9 protein-coding genes are annotated in these 23,521 nt (G+C 60.6%); 4 read left to right on the plus strand and 5 right to left on the minus strand.

Annotation, left to right across the window (positions count from 1 at the left end):
• Positions 1-4: 4 nt before the first annotated feature.
• Positions 5-1,030, minus strand: a complete 1,026-nt coding sequence (locus ACYZUM_RS12970; protein ID WP_108182849.1) for an acyltransferase family protein — start codon at positions 1,028-1,030, stop codon at positions 5-7.
• A gap of 181 nt (positions 1,031-1,211) precedes the next feature.
• Positions 1,212-3,506, minus strand: coding sequence for a fatty acid cis/trans isomerase (locus tag ACYZUM_RS12975; protein ID WP_041072685.1), 2,295 nt, complete (start codon positions 3,504-3,506; stop codon positions 1,212-1,214).
• Between the two features lie 156 nt (positions 3,507-3,662).
• Between ACYZUM_RS12975 and metH the strand changes: the two genes are divergently transcribed.
• Positions 3,663-7,373, plus strand: a complete 3,711-nt coding sequence (metH, locus tag ACYZUM_RS12980; RefSeq protein ID WP_473061338.1) for a methionine synthase — start codon at positions 3,663-3,665, stop codon at positions 7,371-7,373.
• Positions 7,374-7,423: 50 nt separating this feature from the next.
• Here metH and ACYZUM_RS12985 read toward each other — a convergent pair whose 3' ends face one another.
• Positions 7,424-14,440, minus strand: coding sequence for an NEL-type E3 ubiquitin ligase domain-containing protein (locus tag ACYZUM_RS12985; RefSeq protein WP_108182851.1), 7,017 nt, complete (start codon positions 14,438-14,440; stop codon positions 7,424-7,426).
• A 177-nt stretch (positions 14,441-14,617) separates the two neighbouring features.
• Here ACYZUM_RS12985 and ACYZUM_RS12990 point away from each other — a divergent pair, with 177 nt between their 5' ends.
• A complete protein-coding gene (locus tag ACYZUM_RS12990; RefSeq protein WP_025112547.1) occupies positions 14,618-14,836 on the plus strand; it encodes a DUF2970 domain-containing protein in 219 nt (72 codons plus the stop codon).
• 6 nt (positions 14,837-14,842) lie between these two features.
• Here ACYZUM_RS12990 and ACYZUM_RS12995 read toward each other — a convergent pair whose 3' ends face one another.
• Positions 14,843-15,916, minus strand: coding sequence for an ABC transporter substrate-binding protein (locus tag ACYZUM_RS12995; protein WP_108182852.1), 1,074 nt, complete (start codon positions 15,914-15,916; stop codon positions 14,843-14,845).
• A 524-nt stretch (positions 15,917-16,440) separates the two neighbouring features.
• Here ACYZUM_RS12995 and ACYZUM_RS13000 point away from each other — a divergent pair.
• Together ACYZUM_RS13000 and ACYZUM_RS13005 are read left to right on the plus strand one after the other, a co-directional pair.
• Complete coding sequence (locus ACYZUM_RS13000) at positions 16,441-18,099, plus strand: nitrite/sulfite reductase (protein WP_108182853.1); 1,659 nt, start codon at positions 16,441-16,443, stop codon at positions 18,097-18,099.
• Positions 18,083-18,577 carry a DUF934 domain-containing protein gene (locus tag ACYZUM_RS13005; protein ID WP_108182854.1) on the plus strand — a complete coding sequence of 165 codons (495 nt, stop codon included), beginning with the start codon at positions 18,083-18,085 and terminating at the stop codon, positions 18,575-18,577. Before ACYZUM_RS13000 ends, ACYZUM_RS13005 begins: the two co-directional genes overlap by 17 nt.
• Before the next feature lie 88 nt (positions 18,578-18,665).
• Here the strand turns inward: ACYZUM_RS13005 and ACYZUM_RS13010 are convergent, their stop codons facing one another.
• Positions 18,666-23,501: an NEL-type E3 ubiquitin ligase domain-containing protein gene (locus ACYZUM_RS13010; RefSeq protein WP_142579806.1), complete on the minus strand. Its 4,836-nt coding sequence runs from the start codon at positions 23,499-23,501 to the stop codon at positions 18,666-18,668.
• Positions 23,502-23,521: the final 20 nt, after the last annotated feature.

Raw genomic sequence — 23,521 nt, forward strand, 5'->3', positions numbered from 1 at the left:
AGTCCTAGTATTTTTGTCGGGAAAGATTCTCGCCCGGTACGCGTAGCGGTTCGCCATCGATCCGTGCTTTAAGCCACCGATAGCTGCGTTTTTCCACCCATTCGTAGCTCAACCATGACCCCACAGCGATGGCCACCGCGCAGACGATGAACATCAGATACGGGTTGACCCCGTAACGCCGCGCGATAAAACCGCCAACCGACAGCACCAGCACGTGCATCAGATACACCGAATAGGAACAGTCACCGAGCCATTTCATCACGCGGTTGCGCTCGACGTAGCGCTCCAGTGCCATGCACGCCATCACCAGCACCGCGCTCGGCACGCCCCAGTTCAACAGCCTTGGCGCCGGCGCCAGGTGATAGATCGCCGACAACGCGGCGCCCATCGCCAACAGTGGCAGCCACAGACCCGCACCGATCCAGCCCCGGCGATAGAGCACGCCAATGCCGATCCCCAGCAAAAATTCGTAGACGATGTCCGAACGGTAAAACTCGTTGATCCAGCCAAACGCCTGACAAACCGAAAACAGCAACGCGCCAACCACCAGCAAGCGCACCTGCCAGCGGAACGCCAGCGCGCATGCAAACAACACATAGAAGAGCATTTCGTAATTGAGCGTCCAGCCGACGTTCAGCGTCGGATAAATTCCGTAGCCGCCAGGATTTTGCGCAGGAATGAATAGCAGCGACGCGAGGAAATGCGCCCAGTCCACCGTCTGATCCGGCAACATTGGCCGGGCGAACAGCACCAGCAACGCCATCAACAGCGTGTACAGCCAGTACGCCGGGACAATGCGAAACAGCCGGTACAGCAGAAAGCGCGCGGGCGGCAGTGCTTTGCTTTCGGTGGAGAGGAAAATCACCAGACCACTGATGACGAAGAAAACATCGACGCCGACTGCGCCTTTGTCGATGAAGAACTGCCCGACCGGGCCGCGCGCCTTGAAGTCGAAGAAAATCTGCATGAAGTGATGGCAGACCACGGTCCACGCGGCAAGCGCGCGCAGGGCCTGCACTGAAATCAACATGATCGGCTCCCGTGCACAATTCCTGAATCACCTCCGGCCCCCTGTAGGAGCTGCGGCACGCTGCGATCTTTTGATCTTTGTTGTTAAAGAATCAAAAGATCGCAGCCTCGTTGCACTCGGCAGCTCCTACAGGGGCTTTGCGGTGTTGCTTGGAGTTGGGACAGCAGGTCGATCTCAACGATCAAAGATTCTCGTAGCGGTTCATGTCCAGCACGCCCTCTTCCACCGGTTCGGTTTCGTGGATGTACTGACTCAGGTCGTGAAAATAGAACCAGAATTGCGGATGACTGCGGCGAATCCCCCAGCGTTCGACGATTTTCTCGAAACGATCGGCATCCTTGGCGTTTTCCATGGCATCGACAAACTCCGGGACTTGCGCGGCCGGAATATTGAACATGAAGTTCGGGTAACTGCTGAGCACACCTGGATAAATGGTCAAGGTGTCGAGCCCTGGCTGATAGCGCAGGGATTCGCCCAACAGAAACGCCACGTTGCTGTGCGCACGGTTGCGCAGCAAGCTGTAGACCTCGCGTTTGCCGCTGCGGGTTTCGATGCGCAGCAGGGTGGCCTCCGGCAATTGGTCGATGACCTTCAGACCGGCGGCCGGTCGTGACGTCAGGCGGCTCAGCGCCTGTTCGGCGTTCTGCAACGCCGGATCAATGTTCGGCCGCGAGCAGTAGGCGCCGTCACAGCGGTTGATCGGATCCGGCCGCGCATTGAGGTCGCCGTAGCGTGCCAGCAGTTGCATGGCGAAGTCGTACTTCGGATCCTTCGGATCGAGTTTCAACCCGGTCGGCTTGTCATCATCGATGGCCTCGTAGTCGAGCCACATCTTGAACTGACCGCTGCTCTGATACCAATCGTCGAGGTAGTCCTCACGGGAATCGGCCGGCATCAGACGCAGGAAGTTCTGTTCGGCGCCGTTGCGAATCAGGTCGAAATACAGACGGGTCTGCGCCTGATGGGAGACGTTGCCGAACACATCGAAGTTGACTGCCAACTGGTAATAGGTGCGTTCCAGCAGCGGATAGTCGAACAGCCACATCGTTTGCGGCACTTCGCCGATCAGGCCTTTGGTTACCGAAGCGCTGTCGAAGTGGCGGAAAATGCTCAGCAGCGCGTTGTCGTTGCCGGCCCACAGGGTCGACCAGCTCGGCGCCGGCTGGTCAGCGTAGCTGTCGCGGCGCAGGGCTTCGTATTCGTTGCGCTTGTTGCGGTAGTTGTGCCACAGGCTCAGGACACTGCCGACGTCGTCGTTCTGCCCCGGCATTGCCAGCAACGGCGTGGCCTGGCCGCGATAGTTGGGGTCGGTGATGTACAGATCGTGTTCCGGGGCCTGGAACAGCGCCCAGAAGTTATCGCGGATCACATCCGTCGCAATCTGCCCACGGCACACCGGCCCGCGAATGAAGGTGCGGACGAAGTATTCGGCATTGTCGAGCATGAACTGGTACCGCGCCTGCGCCGGAATCGCTTCGAACGTGGCGAACGGGTTGGCCCGGCTCTGCGGCCCGTACCCCGGTAGCGCGTTGACTTGCCAGTTGCCGCTGTAGAACAGGCTCTTGACCCGCGCCATCTTCGCCGCGCTCAGCGGATAAGTGATGTGGGTCTTGTGCACGATCACTCCTTGCACTGGCCACAAGCGGTAATACACCTGAGTGCCCGGATCGTCATTCGGGCGCCGGGTGGCGATCAGGTCGATCGGCTGCCCTGTCGGCGTGCGCGAACGCACCCACTGGAAGTAGTGGCCCGGCTCGCCGTCCTTGAAATAGATATGGGCGAGGAACCAGTGTTCGAACAACCAGCGCCCGACCAGACTCTGCCGCGCGCCCGGGGTGTTGAGCAGGTTTTCCCACTGCACGATTTGCAGCGCTTCCTTGGCGCTCGGCGCCAGCCCCTGCTCGTCGATCGGCGCACCGGACGCCAGCCAGCGTTGCAGGGTCTGGTATTGCTGATCGGTCAGCCCGGTCACCGCCAGCGGCATGCCTTCTTTGGGGTGGGCGCCGGCATAGCCGTCAAACTCGGCGGGCATCGCGCACATGTTTTCCCGTTGCAGGCCGAGGACGATGTCTTCCGGCAGCTTGGCATTCGGGGTCAGCGGGGTTTTGTGGCCCAGTTCCAGCATCCGCGCCATCAACGCCGCCTGGCTGCCCTGGGCATCGAGTACCGAATAAAAGCCCTTCTGCTGCCAGGCACGTTTGCCGAAGGCGTCGTAGAACAGCCGCGTGGTCGGCGCCGCCTGAGTGCGTTCGCCGTCGTAGACCGGCATCTTGCTTGCGCCCCGCCCTGCGCCTTCGCCGCTGCCCAGATTGAGCTGGCACGCCGAGTCGTAGCAGGCGTGGCAGGCCACACACTTCTCGGTGAAGATCGGCTGGATGTCACGCGTATATGAAATAGAAGGTGAGATCGCGGGTTCCTGCGCAATGGCGCCCCAGCTTAAGAACAGCAAGAAAATGCTGATGACGCGGTACGACATGCCCATGATCCCGATCGTGAAAAAAACGCCCGCGATTCTACAGTATGACGCTCGTACCAACATGAACGATATTCATGCAAAAGCAGCACGTGCTCCAAAAGCGCACAGGTTTGTTATGATCCCGGCCCTTCGTCATGGTCTTTTCGAGTAGTCCCAATGTCCGATCGCAGCGTCCGCCTTCAAGCTCTCAAGCAAGCCCTCAAAGAGCGCATCCTGATTCTCGACGGCGGCATGGGCACGATGATCCAGAGCTACAAGCTCGAAGAGCAGGATTATCGCGGCAAACGCTTCGCCGACTGGCCGAGCGACGTCAAGGGCAACAACGACCTGTTGGTGATTACCCGTCCGGACGTGATCGGCGGCATCGAAAAGGCCTATCTGGATGCCGGCGCCGACATTCTGGAAACCAACACCTTCAACGCCACGCGCATTTCCATGGCTGACTACGGCATGGAAGAACTGGCGTACGAATTAAACGTAGAAGGCGCGCGCCTGGCGCGCAAGGTGGCCGACGCCAAGACCGCCGAGAACCCGGACAAGCCGCGTTTCGTCGCCGGCGTGCTCGGCCCGACCAGCCGCACCTGCTCGCTGTCGCCTGACGTGAACAATCCCGGCTACCGTAACGTCACCTTCGATGAATTGGTGGAAAACTACACCGAAGCTACCAAAGGCCTGATCGAGGGCGGCGTCGACCTGATCCTGATCGAAACCATCTTCGACACGCTCAACGCCAAAGCCGCGATCTTCGCCGTGCAAGGCGTGTTCGAAGAACTGCACATCGAACTGCCGATCATGATTTCCGGGACCATCACCGACGCGTCCGGCCGCACCCTGTCGGGCCAGACCACCGAAGCGTTCTGGAACTCGGTGGCCCACGCCAAGCCGATCTCGATCGGCCTCAACTGCGCCCTCGGCGCCCGTGAGCTGCGTCCGTACCTGGAAGAGCTGTCGAACAAGGCCAGCACCCACGTGTCGGCGCACCCGAACGCCGGTTTGCCGAACGAATTCGGCGAGTACGACGAATTGCCGGTGGACACCGCCAAGGTCATCGAAGAATTCGCCCAAAGTGGTTTCCTCAACATCGTCGGTGGTTGCTGCGGCACCACCCCGGGCCACATCGAAGCCATCGCCAAAGCCGTGGCCGGTTACGCGCCACGACAGATTCCAGACATTCCCAAGGCTTGCCGTCTGTCCGGTCTGGAACCGTTCACCATCGATCGCAGCTCGCTGTTCGTCAACGTCGGCGAGCGGACCAACATCACCGGCTCCGCGAAGTTCGCCCGTCTGATCCGTGAAGACAACTACACCGAAGCCCTGGAAGTCGCCCTGCAGCAGGTCGAGGCCGGCGCCCAGGTGATCGACATAAACATGGACGAAGGCATGCTCGATTCGAAGAAGGCCATGGTGACCTTCCTCAATCTGATCGCCGGTGAACCGGACATCTCGCGCGTGCCGATCATGATCGACTCGTCGAAATGGGAAGTGATCGAAGCCGGCCTGAAGTGCATCCAGGGCAAGGGCATCGTCAACTCGATCAGCATGAAAGAAGGCGTCGAGCAGTTCATCCATCACGCCAAGCTGTGCAAACGCTACGGCGCGGCAGTGGTGGTGATGGCGTTCGACGAAGCCGGCCAAGCCGACACCGAAGCGCGCAAGAAAGAGATCTGCAAACGCTCCTACGACATTCTGGTCAACGAAGTCGGCTTCCCGCCGGAAGACATCATCTTCGACCCGAACATCTTCGCCGTGGCCACCGGTATCGAAGAACACAACAATTACGCTGTGGACTTCATCAACGCCTGTGCCTACATCCGCGACGAGCTGCCGTATGCGCTGAGCTCCGGCGGCGTGTCCAACGTGTCGTTCTCGTTCCGTGGCAACAACCCGGTGCGTGAAGCGATTCACTCGGTGTTCCTGCTGTACGCGATCCGCGCCGGCCTGACCATGGGTATCGTCAACGCCGGTCAGCTGGAGATCTACGACCAGATCCCGCAGGAGCTGCGCGACGCCGTCGAAGACGTGATCCTCAACCGCACGCCGGAAGGCACCGACGCCCTCCTCGCCATCGCCGACAAGTACAAGGGCGACGGCAGCGTCAAGGAAGCCGAGACCGAAGAGTGGCGCAGCTGGGACGTCAACAAGCGTCTGGAGCATGCGCTGGTCAAGGGCATTACCACGCACATCGTCGAAGACACCGAAGAGTCGCGCCAGTCGTTCGCGCGGCCGATCGAAGTCATCGAAGGCCCGCTGATGTCCGGCATGAACATCGTCGGCGACCTGTTCGGCGCCGGCAAAATGTTCCTGCCGCAGGTGGTGAAATCCGCCCGCGTAATGAAGCAGGCCGTGGCGCATCTGATCCCGTTCATCGAACTGGAAAAAGGCGACAAGCCGGAAGCCAAGGGCAAGATCCTGATGGCCACGGTCAAAGGCGACGTGCACGACATCGGCAAGAACATCGTCGGCGTGGTGCTGGGTTGCAACGGCTACGACATCGTCGACCTCGGCGTGATGGTTCCGGCGGAGAAAATTCTCCAGGTGGCCAAGGAAGAAAAGTGCGACATCATCGGTCTGTCCGGCCTGATCACCCCGTCGCTGGACGAGATGGTCCACGTTGCCCGGGAAATGCAGCGTCAGGATTTCCACCTGCCGCTGATGATCGGTGGCGCGACCACCTCCAAGGCGCACACCGCCGTGAAGATCGAGCCGAAGTACAGCAACGATGCGGTGGTCTACGTGACCGACGCCTCGCGTGCGGTCGGTGTGGCGACGCAGTTGCTGTCCAAGGAACTCAAGGCGGGATTCGTCGAGAAAACCCGCGCCGATTACGTCGATGTGCGTGAGCGCACCGCCAACCGCAGCGCCCGTACCGAGCGTCTGAGCTACGCGGCGGCGATCGCCAAAAAGCCACAGTTCGACTGGGCCAACTACACGCCGGTCAAACCGACCTTCACCGGCACCCGCGTGCTGGACAACATCGACCTCAACGTGCTGGCCGAATACATCGACTGGACGCCGTTCTTCATCTCCTGGGACCTGGCCGGCAAGTTTCCGCGCATCCTCGAAGACGAAGTGGTCGGTGAAGCCGCCACCGCGCTGTACAAGGATGCGCGTGAAATGCTCACCAAGCTGATCGACGAGAAGCTGATCAGCGCCCGCGCAGTGTTCGGTTTCTGGCCGGCCAATCAGGTGCACGATGACGACATCGAACTGTACGGCGATGACGGCAAGCCCATGGCGCGCCTGCATCACCTGCGTCAACAGATCATCAAGACCGACGGCAAGCCGAACTTCTCGCTGGCCGACTTCGTCGCGCCGAAAGACAGCGAAGTGATCGACTACGTCGGGGGGTTCATCACCACCGCCGGCATCGGTGCCGAAGAAGTGGCCAAGGCCTATCAGGACGCCGGCGACGACTACAACTCGATCATGGTCAAAGCCCTCGCCGACCGTCTGGCGGAAGCTTGCGCCGAATGGCTGCACCAGCAAGTGCGTAAAGAACACTGGGGTTATGCCAAGGACGAAGTGCTGGACAACGAAGCACTGATCAAAGAGCAGTACTCCGGTATCCGTCCGGCACCGGGCTACCCGGCGTGCCCGGATCACACTGAAAAGGCCACGCTGTTCACCCTGCTCGATCCTGAGGCCAGCGAAATGCGCGCGGGCCGCAGCGGCGTGTTCCTGACCGAACACTATGCGATGTTCCCCGCAGCCGCGGTCAGCGGCTGGTACTTCGCGCACCCGCAGGCGCAATACTTTGCCGTGGGCAAGGTCGACAAGGATCAGGTGCAGAGCTACACCTCGCGCAAAGGTCAGGAACTGAGCGTGACCGAGCGCTGGCTGGCGCCGAACCTCGGTTACGACGAATAAGCGCAACGGTCACTCCACGGATCAGCCGGGGAGTGACCGTTCACCAGGTTTTACGCGCCTGACGATTGCCCGGAGGAGCCGGGCATTGGTGCCTTGTCGGCAGACAAACCGATCCGTTCAATCTCCTGTCGCGTCAATTCGATGAGCCTGGCATTGCGCGCCGCTGCCTGATCAAACAACCGGCTCAGATAAAGCGGGTCGTCAGCACTCAGACCGTCGTCCTCGCCCTCCTCCATCAGCTGCACTTCATCCATTTGCCTGAACGCTTCGGGCTGCTGCTCCTTGAGGTAATCCAGCCAGTAATCGCGCTGGATCAGATCCTCCAGAAACCGGTCGGAGTGTTCCGCGTTAACCACCTCGGCCCGCGCATCGAACAACTGCTGAGGCGTTACACCGGAGGCAAATTTCATGTTTTTCGGCTGCCCGGGCAATTCCAGTCCATCCTCCCAGCCACCGGTCAGACCGATCCGGTAACCGAGGCGGACTTCGGCTTCGTCAAAACCACTCCGTGCGGCCGCTGCTTTTGCCAGTTCATCGACCTTGTCCAGCCGGAACAGTTGCCGCGACAGGGACAACAAGGCCTCGCCACGAATTCCCGGGCGACCGGCCGGCAAATCGAGCAAAGCGTTGTAGGTAAAGACCTTGCTCTCCAGACCACTGAAGGTGAGGATTCGCCCGTCCACGCACGTTCCATGGGTGGCCGAGCCGGCGAAAATCACCTCGCGCAGCTCACTGTCGGCGGCGGCAGCCTCCATGACCCTCCAGACCCGTCGGGTCAGGTCGGCATTGGCCACGCGAAACTCCTGGGTGTCCTGCAATCGGTCAAGCAAATGGAAGAATGCCCCGCTGTCCGGTTCCGCAGCCAATTGATCCCAGAGCCGGTCTCGGGCGGACGCCTGTTCCGGCAGCAGATTCGCCAGCCACGGCGCCTTCTGCTGCGCATGGGACTGTTCGTCCGGGAGCGATTCGTCCGACTCGATGCTGTCCGTGGTTTCGCTGAGCCCGCCGGCAACGTCGTCAGCCATTTCCTCCAGTTCGGAACTCGAGAAACCGAGCACTCGCTGGCGGTCACCCGCCGTCTGATAGGCCCTGAGCCTTTCGAGGGACTCCTGCGACAGGTTGTAGTTGTCAGTCAGGTCGGTGCCGTCCATCAGCTCATCGTGCTGACCGTCCAGCGCCTCTTCGGGGATGGCGGTGATGTCGTTGCGACTGAGGTTCAGTGTCCGCAGGTGCCGGGCATCCAGCGCACCGGCCGGCCATTCGGCCAGGTTGTTGTTGCGCAGATCCAGACGTTGCAAATGCTCGAAATAGCTGACGTCGAACGCATCGAGGTAGTTGTAGCTCAGGTCCAGAGCTTGCAGATGTTCCAGACCGGACAGCGCGGCATACAGGTGCTCGGTGTCGCCGAAGTGGTTGCTGGAAAGCTCGAGTCGCTCCAGTTGCGGCATCTGCCGGACGCGATCAGGCAGCGCTGTCAGCGCATTGCCATTAAGGGTCAGATGACGCAGGTGGGTGAACGACTTGAGAAACCCGTCGCTGCCCTCGGTCGTCACCCGAGTGCCTGTCAGGTCCAGGCTGCCGACATGCCCGAAATACTCGGGCAGCGCCGGTAGATCGCCCAATTGCAGGCCGTTGAGATCCAGAACCGCATCGCCCCCGGCAACCGCTAACCTGGCACGCCAGCAGGTGAGGATGCGCCACGCCGCGAGGCTGCGCGACTGCGAGGAGATGACCCAGTCGGCTCCACGGGTTTCCCGGGTATACAGCCAGCCGTTGAGTCGGCGAACGAGGGTTTCGAATGTCTGACTCCAGCCCGTGATCCGCTCCTCGATCTGCACATCGGTGGCGCCATCGCTACGCAGCGCCTCGATCACTTGCATGGCTTGTTCATCGCTAAAGGCCGGCTGCAACCGCTGCAGATTCTGGCGCATGCGTGCCAGCCCGGTACTGACAGGTGCTGGCGTCAACGGCAGCAACTGGCGGGCCACGGTCAAACCGTTCTCCGCTGGAGGAAACGTCGCCGGCACCGGCTCCCGGGCAAATGCCTCCAGCGCGCCGGCAGGAAGGCCCAGTTCGTGCTCGAGCCGCAGTTGCGCCGACCGCAGCTGCGCCGACGCCGCTGCGGTCAGGGGCGCGCCGGTCAGGTTGGTGTTGAGCAGTGAGGTGCTCTCGAGCACGGCAGGTGGCAGCGTGCTGATACGGGTCTCGCGCAGGTCCAGCCACGACAGTTGCGGCAAGCCTTCTGCGCCTGCCGGCCAATGTTGCAGGTGCGTACGCTGCAGGTCGAGGGCCTTCAAGCGCTGCAGACTGCCGACGTTCAAATCGCTCAGCGGATTGTTGCGCAGATTCAGTTGTTCGAGCGCAGGCAATTCACCCAATCCGCTCTGCAGGCGCGAACTGTCGGTCAACAGATTGTCGGCGAGGTCCAGGTGCATCAGGCGCGAAAGACGCTGCGACTCGATCGGCCATTCGTGCAAGGCATTGTTACTCAGATCAAGGGTGCGGACTTCGCTGAAAGCGCTGATGAAACCGCGCATCTGCGCACCGGCAACCCGCTGGCCATTGAGCAGCAGCGTGCGTACATGCGCAAAGGCGTCTGCCGGCAACACCGGAAGTTCGCTGAGCCTCAACCTCGACAAATCCACGGTCGAGGCGCTGATCGTTGCGCCATAGCGCTTGAACAGTCCGTTGCGCCAACTGGCTTTGAGAACATGCGCCAGGTTTGATCGCGCGATCAGTTCGGACAGCGATTCTGCCGACACCACCAGGCGCTGCTGCCACTGACTGAGTTCACGTTCCAGCGCAGCATATTGATCGCTCAAGGCATTGATGGCGGTGAAACGCTGTTGCTCATCCGGCCATTGCTCAAAGAAACGATGGAATATGCCCTCGGTGGATTGATGCACACCCTCGCCCAGACGCCGCAACTCGCCGCGACAATAATCCCTGACCATCGTCTCGCGATCGATCAGGTGTTCCGGCAGGGTTTTGACGTATTCGTACACGCCAGCGAAGTTTTCCCGGGAGAATCTTGACCAGTCCAGCGACAGCCCCGACCAGAGTTTTTCATGCCCCTGCAGCAGCTCGGCGGGCACGGTGCTGATGCTTGTATCCCGGAGGTTCAGACGCTCCAGGGCCGGTAACTCCAGCGCACCCGCAGGCCAGTCGAACAATGAATAGGCGACGATGTCCAGGCTGCGCAAATTGCGCATGCCGCTGACGTCGAACGCCAGTGACTGGTAACTCGAGGTACTGACACTCAATGCTTCAAGTCGGGTCAATTGAGCCAGGCGTGCCGGCATATCGGCGGCATAGGGCATCGCGCCGTAGAGCGTCAGGTCAGTCAGTTCCGGCATGTTCTGCAGCACCGTCGGCACGTTGGTAAACGTTTCTGCGGTGCCATTGATGCGCAGCGCCTTGAGCCTGGGGAAACGGCTCAACAGTGCATCGCCGTTGGCATCGGTGATGCAACGCCCTCTGATGCGCAGGTCACGCACATGCGAGAAATCTGCCGTCAGCTCCGGCAACGGCTCGTCGCACGTCAGATCGAGGCGTGCGGCACTCGCCTGACTCTCGGCCAGGGGCGCATGGCGCCAGCTCTGCTTGAGGCTGCGCACGACGCTGGATTTGCCGCCGATCATCGATTGCAGCGTCGGCTCCGGGGAAGGCACACCTTCCCATTGCGCCAGTGTCGATTCGAGCGCCTGCCATTCACGCAGGCGCCGTTGCAACATCTCGTAGATCTGCGCGTCAGTCCGCCCGGCGGCCAATTGCTTGAGGATGAACCCGCCCGCCTGCTGATCGGTGAGCGCCGGATACACATCCTGCACGCGCGTCACCAGCAGCGGGTTTACGCCTTCGCCGCGACCGCTGGCGTAATAACCCAGGCCATGCTGGCGCACCCGCACCGGCGCCTTGAAGCGTTGCTTGTGGCCATGGCGCCTGCTCGCTAGCCGAGCCAGTTCGGTGCGATGGCGGGCCACATACTCGATCAGTGCCCGGCGCAGTCCGGCCCTACGCGAAACTTCAGCAAAACCCAGAGCCTGTCGCGTCTGATCGGGCAACGCATGGAGAACCGAGGCAAAAAAGTTGTCCCCGCGCCGCGGGACGCCGTTGAGCGCTTCCCCGTGCGCGTTGTACGCCTGATAGACCGGCCCGCGCTTGACCAGATACTGGGTCTGACCGGCGCTTTCGCTGCCGATGCTGTCGATCAACGGCCCGTCGACACTGCCTTCGCGTACTTCCAGACGCACCTCGTCCGACCAGCCCGGCAGCCGCTCCAAAGCGCGCAAGGCCAGCCATTGGCTGTCGCCGCCGGCCGAATTTTCCATGTGCAGACCGGCAATCGCATGGTTGAAGCGCCGCTGCCGGGCATATTCACGGGAGATCTCCAGCAGCCGCAACGGTACCCGCCCACCGTTTTGCAGACGCGTCAGTTCCTCGTCGTTCGCCTCGAGCAGCACACGGATTGACGCCGAGCTGCCCAGCCCCGGTGTGGCGGCTTGTAGCCTGGCGATTCGCGGGTCGTTCAACGCGGGTTCGTCATACAGCCTGTCGAACATCGCCGGCTGCCGGGTTCGCAGGTAATCGGCGATCTGTTTGCGCAACTCCAGCGGCCGGGTTTCGATGACCCGCGCCGACTCGGCACCCAGCAGCCAAACGGTTTGCGGCTCATCCAGCGTTGCCAGAATGCGCTCAGGCAGTTGGCCGTCGAGCACGTCGGCGCGGGTGATCCGGATCGGCGCACGCGTCGGGCCCTCGATTGCACCTGACTGCGCGCCGAACAGACGGCTGGGCCCGGACAACTGCGGTCCGTCGAAGACTTCCAGCATCTGCCCGCTCGGCCAGCGCGGCATTTGCGTAAGCATGGGCAGCGTCAGCAGGTACGAATCGTCAAGCCTGGTTCCTCGTTCGACCTGATCGATCAAACGCCCGACCTGCTGATTCGCCTCATACAGGCGCAAGGTATCGGCCAGGGCCAGTGGCGCCGGCTGGTGATCGAGGTGCATCTGGCGCAGGGCATCATCACTGACACCACTGAGGTCGGCGATTTCGAGCAATTGCTCATCCGAAAATGCGTCAGTCGAGTGACCGATGCGCCGCAGCAAGGTCAGTCGATCCCAGTGCAGCGGCCGCTCGTGGGTGTGGCGCCAGGCGCCCATTCGATTGTGCTCGAGGATCGGTTGATACGCCGCCGGATCCTGCGGGTGGAGGATGCGCCAGTTATTCAGGTTCTCATCGTAGTGCGTCTGATAGAGCTTGCCCTGCTGGCGAATGAACGTCTTGCCGTCGAATCGATACACGCCTTGCGCGTCGGGCCCGGCAGTCGCAGGCAGGACAATGTCGCTGGCGTAGGTATCGAGGTCGGGTTTCCACAGGCGAACCGAGCCGTCGGGCCGCTCGACCGGTTGCAGGTGCTCGATCACGGGTTCGGCGGAGGCCGGGCGCAGTCGGCTTACGCCCTTGCCCACAGCGCCCATTACGCCAATCAGCGCCAGGTTCTGCGCCACATCGACCAGATGCGCCTTGGCAGCCTGACGATCGCCTTCCGACCATTCGATGGCGCCTTCGAAGGACTCGTAGAGCAGTTGCCCCGCCATCACAGTCATCATGATTTCGCCCAGCACCGGGACGAACATCGACACCATGTTCAACCCCAGCATGCCGAGTTCGAGCAAATGACTGAGTTTGGCTGCGCGGACCCGGGCATCGACATCCGCCGTCGGGGCGGCATGGGCGCGCGCGTCGGCGATGAATTTGGCCCGGTGCTGTTCGTAAAGGTATTGCCACAAATCGGTGTTGGCGCCCCAGATCCCGGCAACGTCCTGGCGCGTGATGGCAAACGGGTCGAGATACGGGTCAGGCTGCGGCTCGCGCTTGCCGGGGACTTCGGGTGGCAACTCCTTGATCTGCACGATAGTGGACAGCGGCGGTATCAGCTGTGCGACCTTGACCCAGATCGAATGCAACGGATCACTCGGGGCGTCCGCAGCCTTTTGGGTGAACTGACTGAAATAGTAAGGACGGTCGGCGTAGGCCACGAACTGACTGAAAAACTGCTGGTAAGCGGTCGGTCCTTGTCCGGTAGCCGTAGTGTCGGTCGCCGTGAATTTGCGTTTGAACACCTCCCGCATCTGCGCGCTGCTGTAACGCTTGAGCGGGTGTTGCGGGTCATGGGGAATGTAGACGATGAATTCGTTGGTGTAGCGGTAGCGCTCGCTGATGCTGAACACGACGCAACCGGTCATTCGCCGTTTCATCAGGCTCAGATCGCGAAACCACACGGCCTTGCCGCCGAGTTGCGGGTGGATCTGACCGTCCACCACCGACAGAATCATCCGGTAGTCGGCAGGCTCGATGTCCTTTTTCAGCAGCGCCCATTGCGCGGCGGCACGCAGCGCGGCTTTCTGACTGGCAATGAACTGTTCACGCAAGGTGTCGTTGTTCTCGAAAAACGCTTTGATCCGTGTCTGATAACGCGCACCGACGTCGAGTGAACGACACAGCGTCAGAAACTGACTGACCGAGATGCCGATTTCTGCGGCCTGAAACTCGCCGGGGGTCGCTGTCTCGACCACGAAACCGGATTGGGCGTGATAGGCCCCTGCTTCACATTCCCAGGCCTCGAAGTTGTGCAGTGCCGCTTGCAGCAATGGCAGTTTCAACACTTCGAAGGTGGACACTTCCACCTCCAGCACTCCGAGTTCGAGGGGCCGTCTGAGACACAGCAAAGTCTTGCCGAGATCGACCGTGACGTTGAACTGATCCTTGAGGGCCTCACCAAGCAATGTTTGGGCAAATGCCTCGACGCTTTCGAGGCCGGCCATGGTCTTGTCGAGTCGGGTCTGGGCGACAAAGGCAGCCGTGACCTGGTCTTTCAAGACTTGTTGCTGTTCCTGCGGGAATTCGTGATAGCCGGGCGGTGGACGGGTACTGGCCGCTTTCATTGCGGCTCGCCGGGCTGGCGAGGCGGCAATCAGCCAATCGGGGATCACCTGCTCAAGCAACCTGCCGTGGACGCTGGCGCTGACGGGCGCACGGGGCAACGTCGGGGAATGATGGGACATCCTGTCTCTCCTGAATAATGGGAGCACAGGACACCATGTCCGCCGCAGTGACTTGCGGTACATAGTTATCGCATGGCCGTGGACGTATGACCGGACACGTCAGGATCCCCCGTGCGACCACGGCACAACCGGCAGGATTGACTATGCTGTCGGGACAGCCTTTCGGACGGGGGATTTATGGACGATCCAGTCGACAACAAACCACCGAGCTTCTGGCAGATGCTGCACAGCGTGATGGCGGCGGCATTCGGCGTGCAAAGCGGGAAGAATCGGGCAAGGGACTTCACCCATGGCAAGCCCAGCCACTTCGTGATCCTGGGGATCGGCTTCACCGCCGTGTTCGCCCTGACCCTGTTTGCCATCGTCAAGCTGGTGCTGCATTTCGCCGGGGTCTGAGGGCGGTCAGTGCATCAGGGTCTGCAGGTCGAACGGGTAACGATACGAGGCCGGACGCCCCTTGGCGGACAGCTTGCGAAAGCTCACCCCGTAACCCGGTGTCGAGCCCATGGCCAGAATCTGCCGGGCCTGATGCTTGTCGATCAGTTGCAGCAACGGCACCTGGCGATCACGACCGCCGTAACGGGCCAGGTCGACGCCCTGGTCATAGTCATGCAACTCCACCAGCGCCCAGCCACCGAGGGTGAAATGACCGCCCACCAGTGCGCTCAGGCGTCCATCGATCACCGCCTGCAACGCCTCGGATGAGGTATTGACCGCACTGAACAGCACGTCCTTGCCCGGCACCTTGCCCGCTTCGGCAAACGCGCGCATGGCGCCGAACGCCATCTCGTCATTCGCCGACCACACCAGTGACACCTTCGGATACCGGCTGACCAGTTGCCGCGCCTGTTCGTAGGCGCGCTGCCGTGTCCAGCCGCTGTACACCAGTTGTCGCAGGCGCACCTGAGGATGTTCGGCCAAGGCGCGCTGCATGCCGCGCTCGCGCAATTGCGCCGACGGCGTGATCTTCAGGCCGGAAAACGCCAGCACTTCGATCGGCTCGTCTCGCGCCACTGGCGGATGCAAGCGAATCAACTCTTTCATCATCAGGTAGCCGCCCTCCTCGTCATTGGGCACCAGGCTGCCAATGCGATCGGCACGCTCGCCGACCAGCGCCTGCTGATCGGCGGTCAGCACCGCGTTGACCATGAACAGCTTGACCCCGCTGCCTTCCGCCAGGCGCAGGATCTGTGGTGCAACGTACTGCTCGTTGACGAACATCAGGTAGTCGGGACGGTTCGGTCCCTGCAGGGCAATCCTGGCCTGGGCCACGGTGAGTTCGGGCTGGCGTCGGGAATAAAGGATCTGCAAATCGACGCCCAGGTCGTGGGCCGCCGCTTGCATGAATTGCGAATAGCTGACCCAGAACGCTTCCTGAGTCGTACCCGGGTTGAGGAACAGCACCGACTCGGCCCGGGCTGCGGATCCGAAAACCGCACCGAACAGCAGGAGGCTGAGACAGAAAAACTTCAACATGAAAGACCCGGGCCCAAGGAAAAATGGCCGCGCATTATAGCCCCCGAATCAGCGGCTATTGACGCCTGATCCCGTTTTTTGTCCGACAATCGTCGGAAGCGGACCCGGATCGGTCGTTTACTGATGGCTGACCCAGAATACCGCTGTCCCTACGACCAGAATAATCAGGAACAGAATGGCCCATGCATCGACACTGCTATCGCTTTTCTTTGCCTTGGTCGGATTGCTCATTGCATCGCCTCTTGTCGGTTTTATCGGTGATTGCAGAAAGACTCGATCACAGTTAAGACGATGATTGTCCCCGCGACAAATGTGGGTTAATCAACAACTATTCTCGTTAGGCGATTTGGTTCTTTACATATACTCAAACATCACTTTTGCGCATAACTGCAAACGGGTATATTGCCCCGGCTCCGTTAGGGAGTGCGCGGCCGTGCGCGCGTAATTGCAGAGGCACCATCGGACTCCAGCAAGCGAAAACGCAGCGTTTTCCGAGTAGCCCAAAGCCTGAGAACAGGACTTATATGTACGTATACGACGAGTACGATCAGCGGATCATCGAGGACCGCGTCAAGCAGTTCCGTGATCAGACCCGACGCTATCTGGCAGGTGAGCTGAGCGAAGAAGAATTCCGCCCCCTGCGCCTGCAAAATGGCCTGTACATCCAGCGTTTTGCGCCGATGTTGCGCGTGGCGGTGCCTTACGGCCAACTGACTTCCCGTCAGGTGCGCATGATGGCGAAGATTGCCCGCGACTACGACAAGGGCTACGCCCATATCAGTACCCGGCAGAACGTGCAGTTCAACTGGCCGGCGGTGGAAGACATCCCGGACATCCTCGCGGAACTGGCCACTGTGCAAATGCACGCGATCCAGACCAGCGGCAACTGCCTGCGCAACGTCACCACCGACCAGTTCGCCGGTGTCGCCGCCGATGAAGTGATCGACCCGCGCCCATGGTGCGAAATCGTCCGTCAGTGGACTACATTCCACCCGGAATTCGCCTACCTGCCACGCAAATTCAAGATTGCCGTCAACGGATCGACCGCTGACCGTGCCGCCATCGAAGTTCACGACATCGGCCTCGAGCCGGTCCACAACGCCGCCGGCGAACTGGGTTTCCGTGTACTGGTCGGCGGTGGCCTGGGCCGTACCCCGGTGGTCGGCGCATTCATCAACGAGTTCCTGCCGTGGCAGGACCTGTTGAGCTACCTCGACGCCATCCTGCGTGTGTACAACCGCTATGGCCGTCGCGACAACAAATACAAGGCGCGGATCAAGATCCTCGTCAAGGCGCTGACCCCCGAAGTCTTCGCGCAAAAAGTCGATGCCGAGATGGAGCACCTGCGCGGCGGCCAGACCACACTGACCGAAGCCGAACTGCATCGCGTCGCCAAGCACTTCGTCGATCCGGACTACAAGGTTCTGGAGAACCAGACTGCCGACCTGGCCGAACTCGACAAAGAGCATCCGGGTTTCGCCCGCTGGCGTTCGCGCAACACCCTGGCGCACAAAAAGCCGGGCTATGTCGCGGTGACCCTGTCGCTGAAACCCACCGGCGTTGCCCCGGGCGACATCACCGACAAGCAGCTCGACGCCGTCGCCGACCTGGCCGAGCGCTACAGCTTCGGCCAACTGCGCACGTCCCACGAGCAGAACATCATTCTGGCCGACGTCGAGCAGAGCCAGTTGTTCACCCTGTGGGGCGAACTGCGTGAAAGCGGTTTCGCCACGCCAAACATCGGCCTGCTGACCGACATCATCTGCTGCCCGGGCGGTGATTTCTGCTCGCTGGCCAACGCCAAGTCGATCCCGATCGCCGAATCGATCCAGCGCCGTTTCGACGACCTGGATTACCTGTTCGACATCGGCGAGCTGGACCTGAACATCTCCGGTTGCATGAACGCCTGCGGTCACCACCACGTCGGTCACATCGGCATTCTCGGGGTGGACAAGAAAGGTGAAGAGTTCTACCAGGTATCCCTCGGTGGCAGCGCCAGCCGTGACGCGAGCCTGGGCAAGATTCTCGGCCCGTCCTTTGCTCAGGACGACATGCCGGACGTGATCTCGAAGCTGATCGACGTGTACGTTGAACAACGTACCGAAGACGAGCGCTTCATCGACACCTACCAGCGTATTGGCATCGACCTCTTCAAGGAACGCGTCTATGCAGCGAATCATTAAGAACAACGAAGTCGTCGACGAAACCTGGCACCTGCTGCCGAAAGATTTCAACATCGACGACATCAGCAATTGCGACGATCTGATCGTTCCTTTGCAGCTTTGGCGTGAACACAGCCGCATGCTCAAGGCCCGCGACGGCGGACTGGGTGTGTGGCTGGACGCAGATGAAGAAGCCGAGGAAATCGGTGACGACGTGGCCGAATTCCAGGTCATCGCGCTGAACTTCCCGGCCTTCACCGACGGCCGCAACTACTCCAACGCCCGCCTGCTGCGCGACCGTTACGGTTTCAAAGGCGAACTGCGGGCAATTGGCGATGTGCTGCGTGACCAGTTGTTCTACATGCACCGCTGCGGTTTCGACGCGTTCGCCTTGCGCGCCGACAAAGACCCGTACGAAGCACTGGAAAGCCTGAAGGACTTCTCGGTCACTTATCAGGCCGCCACCGACGAACCGCTGCCGCTGTTCCGTCGTCGCTGATCGAAAAACGCCTTGAGCCTGCAATCGGGCTCAAGGCGTTGTTCATTCCGGGCGTTAACGCCAAGCGTTGCGTGCAAGCGACGCCTCATCAAGCCTCCAGCATTTCAGCCGTCGCGGCCTTTGACACGTCAGGTTCGGCGTGGCGTGCCAATGCCTGATCCGTCAGTTGCCCGATCAATTCCCGGCGCTGATTACCGAAGTTGTCGAGGATGGCATTCATCTGCGTCGAGGCCGCCTCGCGCGTCAGTTCGATCTGCCCTTCCAATTGAGCCATCGCCCGCGACGTCTGTTCGTTCACTGCGGAAAACCGATCACTGTGGGCCGACTCCAGATACTCGACCCAGAATGTTTGCGCCATGCTCCAGTCGCGTAAGGCGCCGCTGCTCTCGGTCTTGAGCACCTGTTGAAAGGCCTGATCCAGAACGGTCGGCGACACCTCGACAGTCAAGGGGCTGCTCAGCGTTCGCGGTTGCGCCGGCAGGTTCAGGCGTTGCGCCAGACCCACCCGATAGGCCAGGCTGACTTGCAGCGCCTGATCGTAGTCCATCGGCGCGGTGTGAAAACGTGCGCTGATGTCCGCCAGCGCCAGGCTTTCCACTTCGTGCAAACGGAACAGGCCCTTGAGCAGACTCACCAGTTGCTCTTCCAGCGCCTGCACACCGGCGGTAGCTGCCGCCCTCGCACGGAAACACAAGACCAGCACTTCCATTTCGCTGAACAACGCGCTGTACCCGTCGACACTGACCCTGGCACTGCGCGCCGCACTGAACAATGACCGGCGCAGGCGCTGATCGCCGGCAGCCGCGTCCACCACATCCCAGACACGCTGACGCAAATGCGGATACACGCGGGTGAATTCCGCGGTGTGCACCAGTTGCAACAGCACTTGGAAAAAATCCGTGGAATCGGGTAACGCGCGCAGCGCCTCCCATACCTCGCGCCGGGACGACGCCACGCTGGCACTTTCCCCAGCCAGCCACTGCACGCTTTGATCTTCCCGCGCCACGGTTTGCAGTGGAGATTTGCGCCCCTCCATGGCCGTCACACCAAAACGACCATTGGAGGTCTGCTGATAAGTCGCGATGTTTTTCAGCGTGTCGGAGGACAACGGATTGCCGTGCAAGCGAATTATCTGCGGCAATTGGGTAGTGTCGAACGCCTGTGCTGGCAAGGTTTCAATAAGGTTGTCGCGCAGATCCAGCAACTGCAATCGACGCAGCCCGGACAGGCGCGGTGGCCAATGTGTCATCCGGCTTGCGCGCACGGTCAACTGCTCAAGATGCGCCAGCCCACCGAGATCGGGCAGCTGCGCCAGGTTCGGGTTGAAATCAAGGTGCAGCACCCGCAGGTCTTTCATCCGCCCCAATTGAGCAAGCGATGCTTCAGAGGACTGCAGGCGATTGCTGCTCAGGTCCAGATGCGTCAGCCAGCGTATTCGCTCCAGCGACTCGGGTAACTGGCTCAACTGATTGTCGCTCAGCGACAGACTGCGCAACTGGCTGAAGTTGCGCAGAAAATTGTTTAGTCCGGCATCGGGCATTACTCCGTCCATGATGACCCGCCCGACATGGCTGAAATCGGCCACCACCGACGGCAGCTCCCCCAAAGGCTCCGGCGCGAACCGCAAGGTGCCATATAAACTTTGGTCTGCAGCCACATTCCCCGGCTCTTTGCGCCAACTGCGAATGATCGCGCGCATGGCACGCAGCTTGCTGCCACGGGAAGTCGGCTGCCGTGTGCCATCGGCGCTCAGGTGCCAAGTCTGACGGCTGACCCAGCGACTCAAGGTTTCCCTGAGCGCGAAAAACTCCAGCCGCAGTGCTTCGAGCTTCATCAGCACCTTGATTTCATTAGTGCCCAAGGCGTTGAGCAAACGATGAATCTGCGCCGGGGTGTGCATCGGATAAAGCTCCAGGGCCCGGCGCACCATGACGTTGGTAACTTCGCCGGAGGCCGCACTCGACACAATGGCAGGACGTTCGGCCAGTCCCATGGGTGACAGCTCTCCGAGACGCGCGCCAACGGTGTGCGCGAAGATCGTCCGTCGCTCCTGCGCCGCTCGGGTAATTTTTTCCTGCAGCATGGCGGCACCATTTTCCGCCTGTACGCCCAGCGCCGTCCTGCGCTGTGTCGAAAGCCCCATCCAGAGCGCCCTGAAATAGTGTTCGCGGGTGCGCCTGGTGAATGTGACAAGCGGTGCGTCGCTGCCCTGGATAACGTTGATGCGATCCTCGAACACGCTGACCACCGTGCGCTCGCTCGCTGTCTTCGGTCCAATCGCGGCTGCCGAATCATGGGTCGCGGTCCATTCGAGTATTTGCACGAACGCGGCGTCCGACCAGCCCGGGAGGTGTTTGAGTGCATCGAGCACCAGTCGATTGGTGTACTGCCCTCCCACTCCGTCGAGATACAGACCTTCGTAGGCGCGACAGACACGGATCATCTGCTGATAACGCCGGGCCTCCTCCGCCAGCCGCAAGGGCACGCGTTTCGCGTCCAGCTCGTGCCATTCGCCACTGAACGCATTGTTCACCAGCTCTTCGGCGGCACTGGCGGGCAGCTCGGAAAAGTGTTGCATCAGTACCGCGACCCGGGGATGACTTGGGACTTGGCTACGCTGGTATACCCGCCGGAACAAATCGGGGCGCGCGGTTTGAGCCTGTTCGGCAATGATCCGCGCCAGTTCCTGCGCTTGCACTTCAGTGTTCGTCGACGCGTTGCCGAGCAGGCTTTCTCGCTGATTGCGCGAAAGCTTCGACAGCAGCGAACGGTGTAACTGACCGTTGTGCAGCGCGTCCTCAGTCAGCCGGATAACGCTCTTGGCGGTTTGCGAACCGTAACGGTTGACTGGGTACTCCAATGCGTTGACCACGCTGATTGCGTTATCGGAGGGCCATTTCACCGCGGCGGTGAGCACATGCAACTGCAGATCAGGATCGGCCAACGCTGCAGCACTCGGCGCCTGCAATTGTTCGATAAACGCCCTGACTGCAGCGTCCGCCATGAAACGTTGCACGGTATCGACCAGCAGTGCCGGGGTCTGCACCTGATCGATATGCACCTGCCGCAACACGCTGTCATCAAGTCCACTGACCGCCAGAACACGCGTCGCCACGGCGTCCGGGATCGCTTCTCTGGCGTAGCCGAAACGACGAAACAACGTCAGCCGCCCCCACTCCTGCACCCGCTCCGAGTCATGGCGCCAGGCACCGCGGTCATTGGTTTCGAGCAACGGACGGTAGCCTTCTGCTGCGCCCGGTGGAGGCAGCACTTCCCACAATTCGGTTTCAGGTTGCTGATGCACCGCGTACCGAACGGTGTCGAGGGTGACGTAAGCCTGTCCCTCGAACCAACGCAGTCCGCGCTCATCGACGGGCAATCCTTTGGGCAACCGCCGAAGCTGACGATAAGCCCTGAGATCCGGCTTCCACAGACGTAAGCGTCCACCGCCCGGATTGACCGCAATCAAACGTTCGATGAAGGCCGATGACCTGACGGTTTTATAGGCTGCCCCGATGGCTTTCGTCCCGGCAGCGAAAGCAGCCATCAGAATGATGTTTTCGATGACATCGAACAGGTGATCCGTGGCCTGCTCCTGCTCGCCACGGGTCCAGCTGGCAATGCCCTCATACACGTGCGACAGGAGCTGCAGAGTGCCCAGCGTCAACAGCACTTCACCCACTCCGGGCAAAAATGAGGCCGCGACCAGCAGTAGATTGATACCGATTTCCTTGAAAGTCTCCAGGCGTGCGAGGCGGGTTTTCTCGTCTTCATCATCCGTGGGAACCACCAGAAGCCGGGCATCGGCCAAAGTCCGCGCAACCTGCTGACGATGTATCCGGGTAAAGGGATCGCCCTCGATATCGACACCCGTCAACGTCACGTAGGTGCCGGAGCTCGTCAGTAGTGAACTGCCCCCGGGGTACAAGCGAATGTTCAGTTCCTGTTGAAAGGCCGCGCGCTCGCCCAGCTTCAGGAAGCCCATGAAAAACGTCTTGAACGCCGGATTTTTCAGGCGTCTGCTCAACTCGACCTCAAAGTCGGTGAACGAGGCATATTCTTTCAGCGGATGCAGCGGATCGCCCGGCAGGTAAACGACACAGCGATAATCATCGTCGGCGTGCTCACTGACAGGTCCGATGAACAGTGGGCCATGCAGGGTCATGTTGAACATTTCCAGACTCTGATACCCCAGGGTGTTTTCCCCCAGTTTGATCGTGCTGTCGCCGTCCTTCACGGACTTCAACATTTGATGAACCGACGTGCTGATATGTTTTCTCATCAGCGCAATATGCCGATCCACATCAAAACAACTTCGCACATGGGCAGCGCACTGGCTAAGCACATTGCTCGATTCGACGTTAAGTTCAAATACCGATTCAAGATGAGTCTGATATTGCTTGCCCAGGTCCAGTGTCCGGCACAATCGCGCAAACTCATGGGGTTGTATTGGCAATATCGAAGCCACGCCACCGTTCAGTTCCTGCGGGATATAGATCAGTGAAGTGTCGCTGTAGTTATTCGCCTCGGTTTCGCGGGATTCGAAGTTCTCGCACGCGGCGACCAGCAGATCGCGATTGATCGGCAGCACCAGTTTTTTGCGCAGTCCCAGCAGGCTCGACGTTGAACGCACGTGTTGAAATACCACGCCGGACACGTCCAGTGGCATGGACAGCTTGTCGGACATTGCCTTGGCCAGCAAGGGCGAGCAAAACTGCTCGGGCGACTGCAGTTTGTTCAGGAGTTCGCCTGCGGTACTGCGCGTGCGATGACTTTCAATGAGGCTGTCGTAGAGTTCGCGGCGCAACGCCTCGGGAGCCGCCAATATCCAGGACGGTGCATTCTTTTTGATCAAATCAAAAAAGAGGCCTTTCTGTTCTGAAGTTGGCGTGGCTGGGGTAGTTATATCGGCTGACGAGGACATGATGATCTCAAGCACTTAAA

The sequence above is a fragment of the Pseudomonas sp. m6p genome, from assembly GCF_055760375.1.